This window comes from Psychrobacillus sp. FSL K6-1464, from assembly GCF_038003145.1.
Lineage (GTDB): Bacteria > Bacillota > Bacilli > Bacillales_A > Planococcaceae > Psychrobacillus > Psychrobacillus psychrotolerans.
In genome coordinates, this window is record NZ_JBBOOP010000001.1 from 3,290,690 (window position 1) to 3,308,974 (window position 18,285).

The 18,285-nt window shown below is 36.8% G+C and carries 17 protein-coding genes; 8 read left to right on the forward strand and 9 right to left on the reverse strand.

The window, feature by feature from the left end; translation table 11 throughout:
• Positions 1 to 54 precede the first annotated feature (54 nt).
• The 5 genes from MKX39_RS16710 (at position 55) to MKX39_RS16730 (ending at position 5,265) form a co-directional block, all read left to right on the forward strand.
• Entirely contained in the window at positions 55 to 1,230 is a 1,176-nt protein-coding gene (locus tag MKX39_RS16710) for a M20 metallopeptidase family protein (protein ID WP_340770585.1), read from the forward strand.
• A gap of 134 nt (positions 1,231 to 1,364) precedes the next feature.
• Positions 1,365 to 1,646, forward strand: a complete 282-nt coding sequence (locus tag MKX39_RS16715) for a hypothetical protein (RefSeq protein WP_340763694.1) — start codon at positions 1,365 to 1,367, stop codon at positions 1,644 to 1,646.
• Between the two features lie 132 nt (positions 1,647 to 1,778).
• Positions 1,779 to 3,500, forward strand: a complete 1,722-nt coding sequence (locus MKX39_RS16720) for an ABC transporter ATP-binding protein (protein ID WP_340770587.1) — start codon at positions 1,779 to 1,781, stop codon at positions 3,498 to 3,500.
• Between the two features lie 359 nt (positions 3,501 to 3,859).
• Positions 3,860 to 5,146 (forward strand): helix-turn-helix domain-containing protein, encoded by a 1,287-nt coding sequence (locus MKX39_RS16725; RefSeq protein WP_340770589.1) that lies wholly within the window; start codon positions 3,860 to 3,862, stop codon positions 5,144 to 5,146.
• Positions 5,143 to 5,265, forward strand: a complete 123-nt coding sequence (locus MKX39_RS16730; RefSeq protein ID WP_281249753.1) for a hypothetical protein — start codon at positions 5,143 to 5,145, stop codon at positions 5,263 to 5,265. Before MKX39_RS16725 ends, MKX39_RS16730 begins: the two co-directional genes overlap by 4 nt.
• A gap of 133 nt (positions 5,266 to 5,398) precedes the next feature.
• On the opposite strand, the gene MKX39_RS16735 is transcribed toward MKX39_RS16730, so the two are convergent.
• The 5 genes from MKX39_RS16735 to MKX39_RS16755 all read right to left on the reverse strand — a co-directional run bounded on the left by MKX39_RS16735 (position 5,399) and on the right by MKX39_RS16755 (position 11,573).
• Positions 5,399 to 5,701 (reverse strand): DUF4288 domain-containing protein, encoded by a 303-nt coding sequence (locus MKX39_RS16735; protein ID WP_340770591.1) that lies wholly within the window; start codon positions 5,699 to 5,701, stop codon positions 5,399 to 5,401.
• 172 nt (positions 5,702 to 5,873) lie between these two features.
• Positions 5,874 to 7,565: an ABC transporter ATP-binding protein gene (locus tag MKX39_RS16740; protein WP_445678051.1), complete on the reverse strand. Its 1,692-nt coding sequence runs from the start codon at positions 7,563 to 7,565 to the stop codon at positions 5,874 to 5,876.
• 118 nt (positions 7,566 to 7,683) lie between these two features.
• Entirely contained in the window at positions 7,684 to 9,426 is a 1,743-nt protein-coding gene (locus MKX39_RS16745; protein WP_340770596.1) for an ABC transporter ATP-binding protein, read from the reverse strand.
• A gap of 12 nt (positions 9,427 to 9,438) precedes the next feature.
• Positions 9,439 to 9,900, reverse strand: coding sequence for a PadR family transcriptional regulator (locus MKX39_RS16750; protein WP_093537522.1), 462 nt, complete (start codon positions 9,898 to 9,900; stop codon positions 9,439 to 9,441).
• Between the two features lie 140 nt (positions 9,901 to 10,040).
• Complete coding sequence (locus MKX39_RS16755; RefSeq protein WP_340770598.1) at positions 10,041 to 11,573, reverse strand: FAD-dependent oxidoreductase; 1,533 nt, start codon at positions 11,571 to 11,573, stop codon at positions 10,041 to 10,043.
• 100 nt (positions 11,574 to 11,673) lie between these two features.
• On the opposite strand from MKX39_RS16755, the gene MKX39_RS16760 reads away from it, so the two are divergent.
• Entirely contained in the window at positions 11,674 to 12,030 is a 357-nt protein-coding gene (locus MKX39_RS16760) for a DUF2500 domain-containing protein (RefSeq protein ID WP_340770600.1), read from the forward strand.
• A 90-nt stretch (positions 12,031 to 12,120) separates the two neighbouring features.
• On the opposite strand, the gene MKX39_RS16765 is transcribed toward MKX39_RS16760, so the two are convergent.
• From MKX39_RS16765 to MKX39_RS16780, 4 genes are all read right to left on the reverse strand, one after another.
• Positions 12,121 to 13,518, reverse strand: coding sequence for an alanine/glycine:cation symporter family protein (locus tag MKX39_RS16765; RefSeq protein WP_093537520.1), 1,398 nt, complete (start codon positions 13,516 to 13,518; stop codon positions 12,121 to 12,123).
• A gap of 106 nt (positions 13,519 to 13,624) precedes the next feature.
• Positions 13,625 to 14,272 (reverse strand): DsbA family oxidoreductase, encoded by a 648-nt coding sequence (locus tag MKX39_RS16770; RefSeq protein WP_340770602.1) that lies wholly within the window; start codon positions 14,270 to 14,272, stop codon positions 13,625 to 13,627.
• Positions 14,273 to 14,512: 240 nt separating this feature from the next.
• On the reverse strand, positions 14,513 to 15,442 hold the full coding sequence (locus tag MKX39_RS16775) for a manganese-dependent inorganic pyrophosphatase (protein ID WP_340770604.1): 930 nt from the start codon (positions 15,440 to 15,442) through the stop codon (positions 14,513 to 14,515).
• Positions 15,443 to 15,480: 38 nt separating this feature from the next.
• Positions 15,481 to 15,930, reverse strand: coding sequence for an RrF2 family transcriptional regulator (locus MKX39_RS16780; RefSeq protein WP_093537518.1), 450 nt, complete (start codon positions 15,928 to 15,930; stop codon positions 15,481 to 15,483).
• Between the two features lie 154 nt (positions 15,931 to 16,084).
• On the opposite strand from MKX39_RS16780, the gene hmpA reads away from it, so the two are divergent.
• Entirely contained in the window at positions 16,085 to 17,272 is a 1,188-nt protein-coding gene (gene hmpA / locus MKX39_RS16785) for an NO-inducible flavohemoprotein (protein WP_340770606.1), read from the forward strand.
• Between the two features lie 150 nt (positions 17,273 to 17,422).
• Complete coding sequence (locus tag MKX39_RS16790) at positions 17,423 to 18,220, forward strand: GNAT family N-acetyltransferase (protein WP_340763717.1); 798 nt, start codon at positions 17,423 to 17,425, stop codon at positions 18,218 to 18,220.
• The last annotated feature ends 65 nt before the right edge of the window (positions 18,221 to 18,285 follow it).

Below are 18,285 nucleotides of genomic sequence, written 5' to 3' on the forward strand. Positions count from 1 at the left end.
TTAAGGGAACCATAATAATATATAAAATCATATAAAAGTTAACGGGGGATCAGCATGATAAACAATAAAATAAAAGAATCCATTAAAAATAATAAGGAAGAATTAGTTCAACTTCGTAGAAAATTGCACAGCGAGCCTGAACTATCATTTGAGGAGTTCCAAACGACTCAGTTTATATGCGAGTATTTAGATAATCTTGGAATCTCTTATCGTAAAACGGAACCTACTGGAGTTATCGCGGAAATCAAAGGGGCAACCGATGGAAAAACCGTTGCTCTTCGAGGCGATATGGATGCCCTTGCGATTCAACAGCTTAATAAACACGTCCCATATGCCTCTAAAACAGAAGGAAAAATGCATGCATGTGGTCATGACGCACATACTGCTATGTTATTAATAGCAGCGAAGGCACTTTCAGCGGTAAAAGATCAGCTTTCTGGAAATGTACGCTTGTTATTTCAACCAGCAGAGGAAATAGCGCAAGGGGCAAAGGCTATGGTTAAACAAGGCGCAATGGATGATGTTGATAATGTATTCGGTATCCATATTTGGTCTCAAATGCCTACTGGTAAGGTTTCCTGTAATCCAGGTCCTTCCTTTGCTGCAGCCGATATTTTCAAAGTGACATTCAAAGGACGAGGCGGTCATGGCGCCATTCCAGAGGCTTGTATCGATGCAGCTCTTGTTGCTTCATCCTTCGTCATGAACGTTCAAACAGTTATCTCTAGGACGATTGATCCGCAAAGCCCTGCTGTTTTAACTGTTGGTAAAATGGTGGTTGGTACTCGATTTAATGTCATTGCGGAGAATGCCGAGATAGAGGGAACTGTCCGTACCTTCCATTCCAATACTCGCGATCATATTGAAAAGTCTATTGGCCAATATGCTGAAAGTGTTGCGGCTATTTACGGAGCAACCGCTGAGATACAATATATAAGAGGCACAGACGCTGTAGATAATGACGAAGAAAGCGCTAATCTTGTCCAACAGGTGGCATCTGCTTCGTTTGGTTCAGACGTTGTCTATCATGAGAAGCCGACAATGGGCGGAGAAGATTTCTCGGAGTTTTTAACAAAAGCACCTGGTAGTTTTGCACTTGTCGGTAGCGGGAATTCTAAAAAAGATACCGAATGGGCTCATCATCACGGTAACTTTGACATTGATGAGGATGCACTTTCTACTGGAGCTGAACTCTATGCTCAGTATGCTTGGACATATTTGAATAAATAAAGATTTCAAATGCATTGGATGGAGAAAACAGTTAGTAGTTTTCTCCATCTTTTTTCATTAACTTTTATCTGACTTTTTAAACTATTTATATAGGAAATCGTATATACTTATGTAAAAGGCTTGGAGGGATATAAATGGAGGATTTTATAGGGTTAGTTGCTGTAGTGATGGTTTTTTCCATACCACTGACTGCAATATGGACAACACATCTACGAAAATCACAAAAGGTGAAATTAATCATTGTAAAAGATGAAATTGAATTGGAAAAACTCAAGTATAATAATTTTTTGCTCGAAACAGAAAAAATGCGAATGGATCTTCAGCACAAACAAGCTAACTTACTAGAAAGCTCAGATCCACTTGTTTTAGATTTACAAAAAAGCGCACAACAAGAGGCAAAAACTATATCTTCTTAAAAAAATCGTGCTGATTTCATTTCTGCACGATTTTTTTGAATGCTTATTTCCATTGCAACCCCTCTCATTCGCTACTTTAACAGTGCATCGATTACAATAGAAGTATTCTACTAAACGAAATAGGAGCTTACTATGCAAACATCTACTAAAGGATTCTTTCAACTACTCAAAAGTCTCAAATGGCCCGTCAAGATAACAATTATAGCCGTTGCTTTATCCTTGATAAGCACTGTTATTGGATTAATCGTTCCACTTGTCACGAAGAATTTAGTTGACACATTAACTACTAGCGCTTTCAACTGGAAAATGATTGGAATATTGCTAGTTGTATTCCTTCTACAAGCGATTTCCGGTGGATTCTCATTTTATCTATTATCATATATAGGAGAATTTATAGTTGCGGATCTTCGAAAAAAACTCTGGAGCAAAGTACTCCATCTCCCTGTCCCCTACTATGATCAAAATGAAAGTGGAGAGACGATGAGTCGTATTACACAGGACACAACTACTTTGAAATCTCTTATCACGGATCATCTAGTAAATTTTGTATCTGGGATTATTACCATAACTGGATCGGTTATTATCCTATTTTTTATCGATTGGAAAATGACATTAATCATGCTTGTTAGTGTGCCATTAAGTATAGCAATCATGATGCCCCTTGGATCGATGATGCATAAAGTATCCAAATCTACACAAAAAGAAATGGCATCGTTTTCAGGACTTCTGGGCCGAGTGTTATCAGAAATTCGGCTAGTTAAATCTTATCGAGCCGAGAAAACGGAAACTATTAGTGGAAATGAAGCTATTCAAAATTTATATCGATTTGGCTTGAAAGAAGCAAAAATACAAGCTTTCATCTCCCCTTTTATGACCCTTATTATGATGGCCATTTTAGTCGTCATTTTAGGCTATGGCGGTTTGCAGGTATCTCAAGGAATATTATCAGCTGGTGATCTTGTTGCGATTATCTTTTACTTAGTAAATATTATTGTGCCTTTTGCACAAATGGCTACCTTTTTCACATCTTTCCAAAAAGCCGTTGGGGCTACAGAACGAATTCAAGAAATTTTCTATATGGACAGTGAAGCTGTTGAATTAGAAGCACCAAAACATTTAAAAGACGGTGTTATCACATTTGAAGATGTCCATTTTTCTTATGGTCCCGATAAGAAAATAATAGATGGCATTTCCTTAATAGCACATCCTGGAACTGTCACCGCTTTTGTCGGGCCTAGTGGTGGCGGTAAAACTACTATATTTTCCTTAATTGAACGGTTTTATGAACCCGATTCTGGAACCATCTTATTTAACAAGTCTCCTATCACCGACCTATCGTTAAATGCATGGCGCTCTAAAATTGGATATGTTTCTCAGGAAAGTCCATTAATGAGTGGTACTATTTTATCGAATATCACCTATGGTATGTCGACTATTCCTTCTATGGATACAGTCATCGGAGCAGCGGCAGCAGCAAATGCTGCAGACTTCATCGATAATCTACCAGAAAAGTATGATACTCTTGTCGGAGAAAGAGGCATTAAACTTTCTGGTGGCCAGCGCCAACGTATCGCAATTGCAAGAGCCCTCTTGCACAACCCGAAAATATTATTACTGGATGAAGCGACCTCTAATCTTGATAGTGCGTCGGAGACATTGGTGCAAGAAGCGCTCGAACGGCTAATGAATGGAAGAACTACCCTTATCATTGCACATAGACTAGCAACGATTATTCACGCCGACCAAATATTCTTTTTAGAAAAAGGAAAAATTACTGGTAGCGGTACACATGAAAAATTGCTTGCCCAACATCAGCTTTATCGGGAATTTACTCACGGTCAAGGCTTGTCTTAATCGACCTGTCATAATAAATAACAAAAAGAAGGATTAGAAAGTGACAAGGTCACTATCTGCTCCTTCTTTTCTTATATATTTGATTTTAGCTTAATCTTTTTTCGAGATATCTAATAGTCAGAGAATTAAAGCTCTCCTTGTAGAAGGTATACAATATAATAGGTAGGAGAATTGAGCGAATTGAAATATATTAACACTATTAGATCATGAAAGTTGAACTAAAATATGGGCATTATTTCAAACTTTTCATAACTTCTTTCATATTTTAAATTTTCTATGTATTACACTCTATAATATGGTATCTTATTTATAATTGGATTTGATTTCCTTTTATTGATTTAGAAGAGGGTGTGGGTTTTATGAACCTTGGGCAATTGATTAAGTTAGAGCGCCAGAGACAAAATATTAAGCAAGAGGCTTTAGCTTTGGGTATATGTGTTCCCTCTTACTTAAGCAGAATTGAAAACGGCTTAGTCATTCCAAGCGAAGATATAAAGCACCTTATACTTATGCGGCTAAACATCTCGGCAGATACATTAACGAATAGACCCAATGAAGAAAATGCTACGCAGTTTAAAGTACGGTTCAAGCAAGTTATAAACTCTCGAGATAAAGAGTTGGCTAAACAACTACTAGTTGATATTCACCTTCATATTGCCGAACATCCCTTAGAAGCAGATCGACTTACACTGCTGTTATTGGAAGCTCGATTGATGCTTATGTTACCTGAGGAGTTGGAAATACAAAGGAATATAAATATTTTAGTAGATTTCAAAAAGGAAATGACAATAGAACAACTATTTTATCTGTACACAATTCAAGGTATTATAGCGTATCAAGATAATCAGTTTAGTCAGGCTTCTCATTTCTTTAAGGAAGTTTTTCAATTAATCAAAGGCTATCGTATGGAAGACTGGGAAATGGCTGAATTGCATTACATATCTGGATTATCTCTATTATCTGAGTCTCGTTACATACTTGCTATCGACTATGTAAAGGAAGCAATTTTTTATTTCAATCAAGAAATATTAATCGATCGATCCATTGAATGTTTAATGATTCTGGGGATTGCACAAAAGAATTCGGGTGTCTTAAAGGATGCTCTTGCTACTTTTGAGCGGGCTAGAGATATCAATTTGAAGATTGAATCCTGTGAATTCAACGGGATGATTGAGCATAATCTAGGATCTTGCTACTCCTTACAGAAGCAATCTGAACAAGCCTTACAACATTTTTTTAACGCTCTGGATTCCAAACACAACCCAGAGGACAAGATTGTCACTATTCTATCTATACTTAAGGAATATCACAAAAATGGGGATTTACAGAATGCTTTAGTATGGTTGGAAAAAGGATTAGAAACTGTCCAATATGTAGGAGATAGTAAGAAAGATCTTTATACCAATCATTTTTCCGTATATGGAGCGATATTACTGGAAAACCAAGTGCTTATACCTATATTTAAGAAAAGCTTGGACTACTTCGAAGGAAAACAGGATTATAAACATTGTATGATTTATTGCAACGTATTGGCTAAACGACTAGCTGAAACTAAACAGTATAAGCAAGCGTCCATTTACTATGAGTTAGGATTCCACTATCATTTGAAGCAATCAAAAGTATTTAGTTGGGAGGAATTGTCATGAAAAAAGTTGTATTTGGTGTTCTACTTTGTTTCGTCTTATTCACATTTCCAGTTCTAAGTTCAACCCATTCTACTGAGGACGACAAACCCAAAATTACATCTATTGGTGAGCTTATTTAATTGATTGATTGAAAAACTAAGGCACAAGATTCGATTTGGAATTTTGTGCTTTTTTAATTGTACGTAAACCCTTTTTTTGCATGCAAAAACGAGTCCTCTTCAATCGAAGGGCTCGTTTTAACTTTGAGCATTTTTATTCAACTGTCACTTCTTCGGCAATAATATGCTGACTGTATACTTCAACAAATTCCAAAGACTCTTCAATATTATCTACTAACTCAAAAACATCCAGAATCATTACAAGTCTGATCGTCGTATCTTCCCCAAAAATGTTTTTGTAAATAACATCTTTATAATGGGATTTCACTAGCTTATCGACATCCTCTAGCCTAACGGCACGTATGATATTAATAGTCTCTTCATAGATTTTATTAGACATAGAACCGGATAATGAAATGTGTTCAAACAACAATTTAACAGAAAAAATTTTATACATTACGCTCACCTCTTACTTATAACTTTAGTATGTGAGCACGTAGATTGCTAGATATTTCATGTGTGAATGTAGTGTTGTAAATCCAACATTAAACGTCTATTTTTGTTCTTGCTTTCCTAGATAAAATAACCTAGCTAATCCCTTTGTATTTGCTAGGTTATTTCTCTTCCATTTAAATATTAAACTGACTTTCATATAGCTCGGAGTAGAAACCTTTTTGTTTCAGTAGCTCTGTATGAGTCCCGATTTCAATTAATTCACCTTGATGAATAACTAAGATTCTATCCGCATTTTCAATTGTTTTTAGACGATGTGCTATGACAAAACTGGTACGGCCTTCGGAAAGTCTATTGAGTCCTTGTTGAATATCTATCTCTGTTTTCGTATCAATGCTTGAAGTTGCTTCATCTAGTATTAATATATCTGAGTCTGCTAAAACGGCACGAGCAATCGCTAATAACTGTCGCTGTCCTATACTTAAATTAGATCCGTTTCCGGTAATCTGGGTATCATACTTATCAGGTAAATGCTTGATAAATCGATGAGCAGATGCTAGTTTAGCTGCCTCTATTACTTCGTCATCCGTTGCTTCTAGTCTACCGTATCGAATGTTCTCCAAAATGGAACCCGTGAAGAGAAAAGTATCCTGTAAAACAACCCCAATTTTTTCTCGAAGCTTGCTTATTTGATAATCGCTAATTGATCTCCCATCGATTTTAATATTTCCCGAGTCCAATTCATAAAAACGCATAAGCAAGTTAATAATTGTCGTTTTCCCCGAGCCTGTTGGACCTACTAAAGCAATTTTTTCACCAGCTTTTGCCTCGAAGCTAATATTTTTTAGAACTGGTTTTCCACTCTCATATGAGAAGTTAACATTGTTAAAAGTAACGTCTCCTTTTAAATGATCTATTGTAAGTGCGTACTCCTGATCCTGAATATCGGGAGCTTCATCCATTATTTCAAATACTCGCTCTGCTCCTGCTATAGCAGACTGAAAAGTGTTCAATAATGTTGAGAGCTGATTAATAGGTCTGAAAAATTGTCTAGAGTAATTTACAAATGCTGCAATTATACCGACAGTTGCCAATTCTTGAACAGTCATTAGAGCTCCAATTCCAATTATTAATGCAAGACCTAAATTGTTGATAAAGTTGTTGATAGGTCCTAAAAACCCCGACACAGTATCGGCAGCTGTTGCAGAACTGCGAAGTCGTTCATTTACAATCGAGAACTTTTGGATGTTCTTTTCTTCTTGACCAAAAAGGGTAATTACTTCATTGCCAGATATGGCTTCTTCTACAAATCCATTTAACTCACCTAAATCACGTTGTCTTTTGATGAAGTTGCTACTACTATAGCTGATAATCTTTTTCGTTGTGAATATAACTAATGGAACTACCAACAGTGACACAATAGCCAACACCCAGTTAAGTATAAACATAGCTATCGTAACACCTGTCACCATCATTACAGTTGAAATAATTTGAATCACACTTTGACTTAATGCGTTATTCAAACTTTCAATATCGTTCGTCACACGGCTCATAAGGTCTCCATGGGTACGTTTATCGAAAAACCGTAGAGATAGAGTTTGAAACTTTTCATATAGATCCTGGCGTAGTGACCGAATAGTTTTTAACGACACTCTAATCATTAAAAAGTTTTGTAGCCAAGTAAATGCAGCCGCCGCTGTGTACACAATTGCTAAGATCACTAAGTACCGTAACGTTCCATCCATATCCTTTGGAATTATAAACTCATCAATGGTTACACCTATCATGTAGGGAACTAACAAGTTTAATAGAGTAGAAATAATAACTAATATGATTGATACTACAATTGCTATTTTCTGTTTCTCCATATATCGCCATACTCGTATAAGCGTTCCTTTTTTATCTTTTGCTTTCTCTACTGGCCCTCCAAATCCTCTTGGACCCCTTGCACGACCTATTGCATTAGATACCGGTGGAGCGGAAGTTTTACTCATATGAAAGGACCCCCTTTCCACTTTGCGTCGCATAGATACTGCGGTAAACCTCACTATTTTCAATCAGTTCATCATGTGTGCCACTGGCAACAATCATGCCGTCTTCCATTACTAAAATTCTGTCAGCATTAATAATGGAAGAGACTTTGGAAGATACGATGAATACAGTTGTATCAGGTAAATCATGTGTAAGTGCTTGCTGTACTTGCACTTCCGATATGGCATCTATCGCAGAGGTAGAATCATCTAAAACTAGTATTTTCGGTTTACGGATAAATGCACGAGTCATCGATAATCGTTGCTTTTGCCCACCCGAAAGATTTGTAGCCCCCTGCATAAGCTCATGCCCAAATCGTCCATCTACTTTGTTGATAAACTCGCTTGCAGCCGCAGAGTTAGCCGCTCTTTCCATGTCCTCTATAGTTGCCTCTTCTTTACCGAAGCGAATATTTTCCTCTATGGATCCTGCAAATAACGTTGCCTTTTGCGGCACAAAACCAATTAAATCTCTTAAATTTTTAATAGAATACTCTTTTATATTTATGCCATTGATCATTACCTCTCCTAAATCCGGATCATACAATCGAGGGAGAAGTTTTATAAGTGTCGACTTTCCGCTTCCGGTCGGTCCAATAATTCCAATCGTTTCTCCACTATTCACATGAAATGAAATATCCTTTAATACATATTCTCCGTTTTTACTATAACTAAAATAAACTGATTTAAACTCAACTTCTCCCTTGAACTCGTTATTCGATAAAGGATTCACAGGATCAGTTATATCAATTTGAGTTTCCAATACTTGTTGAATTCGACGTGCCGAAGTAAACGACCTCGTAATTTGCATTAATACATGACTACTCGATACCAACCCGTTCATGATTATTGTTAAATAATTGATGAATGCTAAAATAACACCAACCTGCAGTGTTCCTTCATTTACTTTTATGGCACCCATCCACATACCAACAACCACTCCAATATTAACGATGAATAGCAGCACTGGCATAAGCGTAAGAATGAGTTGTTCTGCCGACATATTACGCTTCGTTAACTCCTCGTTCACATGTTTGAATGCTTTTACCTCAAAGTTTTGTCTATCAAATGCTTTAATCACACGTATCCCTGCGAACGTCTCTTGAAGTTTTGTATTTACTTTATCCATAGCTTTTTGTACTTTCGCAAATAATTTTCCTGTTTTATACGAGAAAAAATAGATTAAAATCATCAAAATCGGAATTATTACCAATAGCACTGGGAATAACTCTCTTGCTGTAAACCAAACAATCGCAACTGCTCCTATAAATAATAGTGGTCCTCTTACAAACACTCGAAGCGTCATCATAAGTGCCTGTTGAACGGCAGTAATATCATTTGTCACAATCGTTATTAGCTTACCTACACCAATATTGTCCATATTTTCACTGGAAAATCGCTCGGTCATTTTAAATACATCTTTTCGAATATCAGCAGCAAAATTCACAGCCGCTCTAGTACTATATATCGTACACCCTACTCCACCTATCAGCCCAATAACTGCGGTTACAAGCATTAACACGCCTAGTTTTATGACATAGGCTGTATCATCATTCGCAATACCATTATCAATAATATGTTGCATAATTGTCGGGGAAAGTAAATCCATGGCAACTTCAATGCACATAAACATTGGGGCTAATATTGCAAAAAGCATATATGGTTTTAAATAAGGAAGTAATTTCCAAAACGATTTCATAAATCTCACTCCCTAATAGTTATCTGTCTTTAATCGTTCCGTTATTTCTTTCATAAATGAGATTAGTCTTGGCGAATTTTCAGGAGTCGTTCGAGTTTGCTTTATCGCCTTTCTAAGCTCAGACTCCCATAAATCTATTTGTTCCTTTAGATGAATTGCTTCTTCAGATTTTTGCCAGATCCAACGAGCCTCCCAATTACTCCAGAATAGTCCTTCGTTACGGGTTTCAAACTCCTGCAATCGATTATTTCCCTTTTCTTGAATGATATAAGTTTTTTTTTCGGCTGAAGGTTCAAGTTTTATCAATTCCTGCTCCAGTAATTCCTGAAGTGCCGGGTAAACTGTTCCCGCACTTGCAGTATAATGTCCGCTTGATCTAATTTCTAATTCCTTCATAATCTGATAGCCATGCATCGGTGCCTCTTCTAATAAATGTAAGATAGCCAGTTGAACAAAACCTCTACGCCTTTTCATGTAATCCAACTCCTTTAACTATATCGATAATTTTAATCGATATATCGATTAAAAACAATAGTAAAGGAGTTACCCATTTTATATGTGGGTAACTCCTTTGTGATCAAATTATTTAAAAGGAAATGTATATGTCATTTTTGTTATTCCCCGTATTTAACCTTCTCTAACGGTTCAAATGCTGGTCCCTCGAGTACATCACCATTATAACTAAATCTAGAACCATGACATGGGCAGTCCCATGAACTTTCTGCATTATTAAAGGAGACATTACAGCCCATATGAGTACACGCCGGTTTTACCAAATAAACTTTTCCTTGGTCATCCTTATAGGCACCGACCTTTTTGCCATCTAGCATTATTAAATCTCCACTACCATTTTTTAAATCGTCCAGCTTCAAATCTAGTAACTCTGTCTTTCCTTTAACAAGCTCTTTTGCAACACTTGCATTCGTCTTAGCAAAACTGGTGATATCTTCTTTTTTCATCTTAGATCGGGTTGGATCATACAACTCTATATACCGATTTTCTTTTTCAAGCACTAGATCAGCCATTATTTGTGCTGCAACTGTACTATTTGTCATACCCCATTTAGCATAACCCGTAGCTACTAATACATCAGTCTTCCCCGCTGTCATTGTACCGACATAAGGAAGCTGATCTAAGGTCACTAAATCCTGAGCAGACCAACGATAATCATAATTTTTCACCTTAAACTGTTCTCGACCAAAAGCTGCGAGGTTTTCATAATTTACATTGGTATCTCCTTCAAATCGACCAGTTACATGTCCTTCTCCACCTAATATCAAATACCTTTTACCATCTTGTCCTAACGCAGTTCGTACAGATCTGGTCGGTTTCTCTACATTTATATACATCCCTTTTGGATAATTAGTCGGGGCGATAGAAGCTAGAGCATAAGAACGTTCAGGATGCATTCTAGCAAAGTACAAACCATCCCCATCATTAAACGGGAAATGACTACATACTAGTATTTTGTTTGCTCGAATATACTGTCCTTCCATTAGTTCTACTGTGTTCGATTTCACAGTCTTAGCACGAGATTCCTCATAAAATTCCACACCATTTTCAATTGCTTTTTCCATTAAAGCTTTTGCATATTTTATCGGATGGAACTGCCCTTGATCCTCTAACTTAAGTGCTTGCTTCACTGTATAAGGAAGTCCAGTATCCTTTGTTAAGGAAGCACCTTCTATTCCTAGAGTGTTATAAGCTTCCATTTCTTTTTCTACTTTTTCTATACCGACCTCCGTATCTGCATAAATATAAGCAGGCATCGTCTCGTAGTCACAGTGAATGTTCAATTGTTCAATCGTTTGTTTGATATATTCTTTCGCTTGCGTATTTGCATCATAATATAATCTCGCTTTTTCTTCTCCAAAAGTAGAAATTAGTTGCTGATAGATAGGACCATGCTGCGCAGTCACCTTGGCAGTTGTGAATCCCGTAGTACCTTCTAATATTCGACTACCCTCTACCACAATCACCTTTCGACCGCTATTACTTAACAAATATGCAGCAGTGATACCTGTAAGACCAGCACCAATGATGACAATGTCCGTTTCGATATTGTTGTTTATTTTAGAGAATAATGGAAAGTCATTATTTGCTCTCCAGTAGGATTTAGATTCTGTAGGTAAAATTTGATCTGACAATGTGTATTTCCTCCTTTTTACTACAGTGTCTATCTATTGATGAAACTTTATTCATTTTTTTGCGTATAACAGAAAAACAGTTTTAGTAAGGGGAATAAATGTGGATACTTTTGGTTTATATTTTGTAGGTTTTGCTCCTATTTTTATCGGTGCTGTATTTGTCATAGTTTTTGGATTTATTATTTTTGCGATTATTAGCAGTGTAAAACAGTGGAACAAAAACAATAACTCTCCTAAGTTATCTGTACCCGCTCAAATAGTGACTAAACGCGCTAATACACGTGGTGGTTCAGGCAATAGTTCAGCTTCAACAACCTACTTTATTACTTTTCAGTTTGATAGTGGCGACCGTATGGAGTTACAGCTTAGTGGAAAAGAATACGGAATGTTAGCAGAGGATGATCTTGGTGTATTAACATTCCAAGGAACTAGATATCATTCTTTTGAAAGAAAATAAAACCGCGCAGTCTCCAAATAGAGCTGCACGGTTTTTGAGGGTTCGTATACTGTTAAACTGTCCTAATAAGTTTTGCTTTTGCTGCTGACTTTAACGATCCTCTTCTTCCCAACATTCGGTATTCTTTAACCCAGGAATTGTTTTTGCATAAAATACTGGATTTACTCCCTTTTTACGTTGTTTCGTATAATCATTAAGCACTTGGAATGCTGTCTTTCCAAGTAAAAGTATCACTGCAATATTCAATATCGCCATTAGTCCCATGAATAGATCCGCTAAGTTCCATACGAGTTGTACATGTGCGATAGAACCAAACATCACCATAACTAGTACTAGCATACGGTAACCGGTCATCCAACCCTTATGCGCATGGATAAATTCAATATTCGTTTCACCATAATAATAATTTCCTATAATAGAACTGAACGCAAAGAAGATTATTGCAATCGCGATAAAGTATGGTGCCCAACTACCAACATGTTCGGCCAATGAGTTTTGAGTTAACACGATTCCATCATTTTCTCCGGTCTTATAGAGACCCGCCAAAATAATTATGAAAGCAGTCGCTGAACAAATAATAATCGTATCAAAGAATACTCCTAGACTTTGTACTAAGCCCTGTTTAGCAGGATGTGAAATACTTGCAGTCGCTGCCGCATTTGGCACACTCCCCATACCAGCTTCATTGGAGAATAGTCCACGACGTACCCCTTGCATGATTGCAGCACCAAGAGTTCCTCCTGCTGCTTCTCGAAGACCAAATGCTTCCGTAAAGATCAAGCTAAATACTGCTGGAATTTCTGTAAAATTCGTCACCACGACATACATCGCGACGATTAAATAAAATATAGCCATTACTGGCACGATGACTTGTGTCACCTTAACAATTCTATGTACTCCTCCAAATATAATGGTTGCTGTTAAAAGTACTAGCAAAATACCTATTACATAAGGCTGGATACTAAATACATCCCCTACTGAAGCAGCGATTGTATTAGATTGAACCGCATTAAAGATAAAGCCAAAGCATAGCGTTAATAGAATACTAAATATGATTGCTAATTTGCGTGTGCCCAATGCTTTCTCCATATAATATGCAGGTCCACCTCTAAAAGTATCTCCGTCCTTCACCTTATAAACTTGGGCAAGTGTACTCTCGATAAAAGCAGTTGCCATCCCGATAATTGCAATAATCCACATCCAAAAAACAGCTCCTGGACCACCAACACCAATTGCCAGTGCTACACCAGTAATGTTCCCAGTCCCTACACGGGAAGCTGTACTAATGGTAAAAGCTTGAAATGGTGATACTCCTCCCTTTTCTTCCTTTTTTTCAACAATCAGTCGGAACATTTCTCCAAACAGACGAAATTGTACAAACTTCGTACCAATAGTAAAGTACAGTCCAGCGATTATTAACAAAGCTATCAATATGTAAGTCCATAAAATATTATTTACTCCATCGACTAAGTTCCCTAACCAGTCCATAATTTTCTCCTCCAATTTTATTAACTTTGTTTATATACCCTTTTCACCCATTATAAAAACCAATAGAATAATTCCTATTGGTTTAGTGGAATGGCATTATTATATTTTAGGCTTGATGTCCTTCTTCTTCTACTACTTTTTGTAAGGCTCCAACAAATGTTTCCGTTGGTTGAGCTCCTGAAATGGCATACTTGTCATTTATGACAAAGAAAGGTACTCCACGGACTCCGATTTGTCCTGCTTTAGCAATGTCTATACGTACATCTGCTAAGTATTCCTTAGAGTTTAATACTTTTTCTGCTTCTTCTCTTGATAGATCAAGCGATTCCATCAGATCCAACAGTACATCATTATTTCCAATTGCTTTCCCTTCGATAAAATAAGCATGTAGCAATAGCTCGTTAGCCTCTTTTGCTTTACCTTGTGCAGATGCCCATTTTACTAACCGATGTGCATCTAAAGTGTTGGCAGGCTTCATTTTTTCAAAATTATAATCAAGACCTACAGTTTTTGCTTGCTCTACTACTCCTGCTGTCATCGTTTTTGCAGCTTCTACAGTAGAACCATATTTTTCTGCTAGCACTTCATACATCGTTTTATCTGATTGTTTTGGTGTATTCGGATCTAATTCAAAGCTTTTAAATTCTACTTGAGCTTGTGAAGCAAAACCGGTTTGTTCTAAAGCTTCTTCTAACCTTCTCTTTCCAATATAACAAAAAGGACATACAAAATCGGACCAAACTTCAATTTTCATTATCATCATCACCTCTTCTACATTGTAATAGGAACAAATCTTGAATTCAAAATTACTGCCTCATAATATGTGTGGACTAAATTAAGAAAATAAACGAGCAGTTATCTCAAATATTCCACTAAACTAACAACCAATATATAACCGCAAATAAATCCCTTTAAACGGGAGGGGATACTTGAGGTGACATTACCTGTAATAGAAAAAACGATGCAAATTAAATGCATCGTTTTTTAGCCATTTTTATTCAGCTAAAGCTTCTGTAAGAGCCGGTACTACTTGTTTTTTACGGGATACTACACCTTTTAGAAGGGCGGTATTATTTACAAATGGCACATTGAATGCCGCTTCTGCTTTTAACGCTAATTTTCCTAGAGCTAATGCTACAGAATCGTTATTTAGGATGTCCGTTACAACAAAGAAGAATAAATCTAATTCTTTTTCTTGGATTTCACGTGTGATTAACTCTTCTAGTTCAACTTGACGATCCATTACATCATTGACATCTACAGCATTTACTTGTGCAATGATTACTTTCGATTCGCCCATTCCAAACTCTTTAGCATCTAGTGTAAGCAGGTCTTCTAAGCTCTTGTCACTTAAATCTGCCCCTGCTTTTAACATTGCAAGTCCGTACTCTTCTACATTGACTCCAGCAATTTTTTGCAACTCTCTTGCAGCTACTATATCTTCCTCTGTGCAAGTAGGTGATTTGAATAATAATGTGTCTGAGACAATGGCAGAAAGCATTAATCCTGCAATATTTGCAGGCACTTCTATGCCTTTTTCTTTATATATTTTATTGATAATTGTTGCTGTACAGCCTACTGGCTCAGCACGATAATATAGTGGGTCAGCTGTTTCAAAGTTTGCGATACGGTGATGATCGATTACTTCTGTTATTTGAACCTCTTCTATACCCTCTGCACTTTGTTGTTTTTCGTTATGATCAACTAAAATGACCTTTTTTGCTTCTGTCGATACGTTTTCTATAAGTCTTGGTGAGTCGAAGCCAAATTTTTCTAAAGCAAACTTCGTTTCATTATTTATATCACCTAAACGAACCGCCTCTGCTTCCATACCAATCTGATTTTTTAAGTGTGCATAAACGATTGCTGATGTAATTGTGTCTGTATCTGGGTTTTGATGACCAAAAACGAGTACCTTTGTCATGAATAATCCTCCTAAAATCTATTTCCGATTATATTTTATCATACATCTTGGGTGTCATTGAAAAGTAAATCTGCTAGTTTATGCTTTTGATGCAGATAATCTTGAAGCGTATATTCGTCTAACACCTTTAAATAAGCATTCAGCGCTAAGCGAAGGGTTGCCCGTAGCCCACAAACTGGAGTTATAACACAACTATTCGTTTGACAATCAAAGCATTCGACGAGATGAAAATCGTCCTCTGTATGCCTTACGACTTGTCCTATATTAATATCCTCCGGTTCCATCGCTAAACGGATGCCGCCACCTCTACCTCTAACAGTTTGTATATATCCAAGCTTTCCAAGTTCATGGGTCACTTTCATCAAATGGTTTTTAGAAATACCATATGCATCTGATATAGCTTGTATTGTAGAGAGTTTATCCTTTTCCTGTGCTCCAAGGTATATTAACACGCGAAGTGAGAAATCTGTATACATAGTCATTCTCATATTGCCACCGCCATTCTTCCATATCATTATAACGATTTTGACAACATTGTGGTATAAATGTGTCTGATTTATTAAAGATGTATTTTAAATATTGCTTTTAAAAAATTACAGGAGTATATTGTGGATATAAACAAAGAAAAGGACGTGGATTAGAATGTTATCTCAAAAAACAATTGATATTGTAAAATCTACAGCACCCGTTTTAGAAGTACATGGTGTCGCTATTACCACCGCTTTCTACAAAAATATGTTTGAAGCTCATCCAGAATTATTAAATATATTCAATCATGCCAACCAAGCAAAAGGACGTCAACAAACTGCATTAGCGAATACCGTTTATGCTGCTGCTGTTCATATTGATAATCTTGCTGCAATCATTCCCGTAGTTAAACAAATTGGCCAAAAACATGTAAGCTTAGGTATCAAACCTGAACATTATCCAATCGTTGGAGAGCATCTTCTTGGTGCTATTAAAGAAGTACTCGGTGATGCAGCAACCGATGATATTATCAATGCTTGGGCAGAGGCATACGGTGTAATCGCTGATGCATTTATCGGTATTGAGGAAGAAATGTATACCGCTACAGAATCCAAGCAAGGCGGTTGGAGATTCTTCAAAGATTTCGTTATTGCCGAAAGAGTAAAAGAAAGTGATAATATCACTTCTTTCTATTTAAAACCTGCTGATGATTCAGCAGTTCCATCTTATGAGCCTGGTCAATTTATCACGATTCGAGTAAGTATTCCTGGTGAAAAATACTTGATGAATAGACAATATAGTTTATCAAAAGCTGCGGACAATGAATCTTTCCGCATTTCTGTAAAAAAAGAGGATGAAAATAACCCAGAGGGTAAAGTATCGGTTCACCTTCACAATAATGTGAAAGTTGGCGATAAAGTAGAGCTTACCGCTCCAGCGGGAGATTTCGTTTTAGATCCATCACAAACAACACCAGTTACTTTTGTAAGTGGTGGGGTTGGAATCACACCAATGATGAGTATGTTTGAGACGGTTGCAAAAAACAACCAGAGCCGTCCTGTATCCTTTATCTATAGTGCCCGCAATGAGAACTTGCATCCATTTGACCAAGATATTCGTTCTTTAACGGAAAACATGGATGATGCAAAATATGTAACACTTTACTCTGAAAGTGGCGATGGTTTTATCACGAAAGACGTGCTTAAAGAACATACTATTGCAGATGGTGACGTTTACGTTTGTGGTCCAACAGGATTTATGGAAGCTATGATCAACTACTTATTGGAATTAGGAGTTCCAAATGAAAGAATTCACTATGAATTCTTTGGACCTGCCATACAATTAGAGCTGGCAAACGCTTAATAAAATAATCTCAAATAAGTGTCACTTCTATATGGAGTGACACTTTTTTATGATGGAATAATTATACATTGCGAGAGATGTGAAGTTATCAACAATAATGTTATAATTAGGATATATTCCTAATTCAGAAGAAATGAGTGAACATGTTCAATGCCCAAAAATTCCGAGAGCAAGTACATTCCCTTGGCAGCCTTTTTTAAACAATCGACTACCCAAGAAATTACATTAACATATGTTGAAATTGAAGCAATTATTGGTCATGTTCTGCCGAATGCCGCCTATTTAAGTAGTAGCTGGTGGAAAAAAACAAAGCCCCCTGCACTTCATTATTTTGCATGGACCGAGTCTGGGTATTCTGTAAAAAACGTGGATCTTGGAAAAGCCATTCATTTCCAAAGTATTTTACATGAATCCAATGAACGGAATTCTGATGATGATAGTCAGGATATCCTTATAATTCGGGAAGCTGATTTAGAGGATGCTCGCCCTTTCATTAACTTACAAGAAACTATCTTTACCGAGACTGATTTTATGCTATTTGGAAAAGCAGATAGACAATTAACAGTCCAAAGTATCCGTAAAAGCATGAACACTTGGAAAACTTCACCAAATTCCATTTTACTTTTAGCAATTATGAACGGCCAATATGCTGGTTATGTACAGTTTATCGGAGGTCCTGCTCCCCGCGCTGTCCACCGAGCTTCCGTAGTTATCGGGGTCAAACAGGCCTTCTCTAAGAAAGGAATTGCTTCTTCACTCATGCTCCAAGGAGAGAAATGGGCAAAGGGATCTGGTATTTCTAAGCTAGAACTTACGGTTATTAAAGAAAACACGAATGCTCAAAAGCTGTATAAGAAACTAGGGTTTGAATTAGAGGGCACACGAAAAAACGCATTGGTTATAAATGACCAATTCGTTGATGAATATTACATGGGGAAACAGATTTAAGGAAAATCATATCTTAACGAAAACCAATACTTCATAATAAAAAATTGGGTAAAAAAACGCCCGTT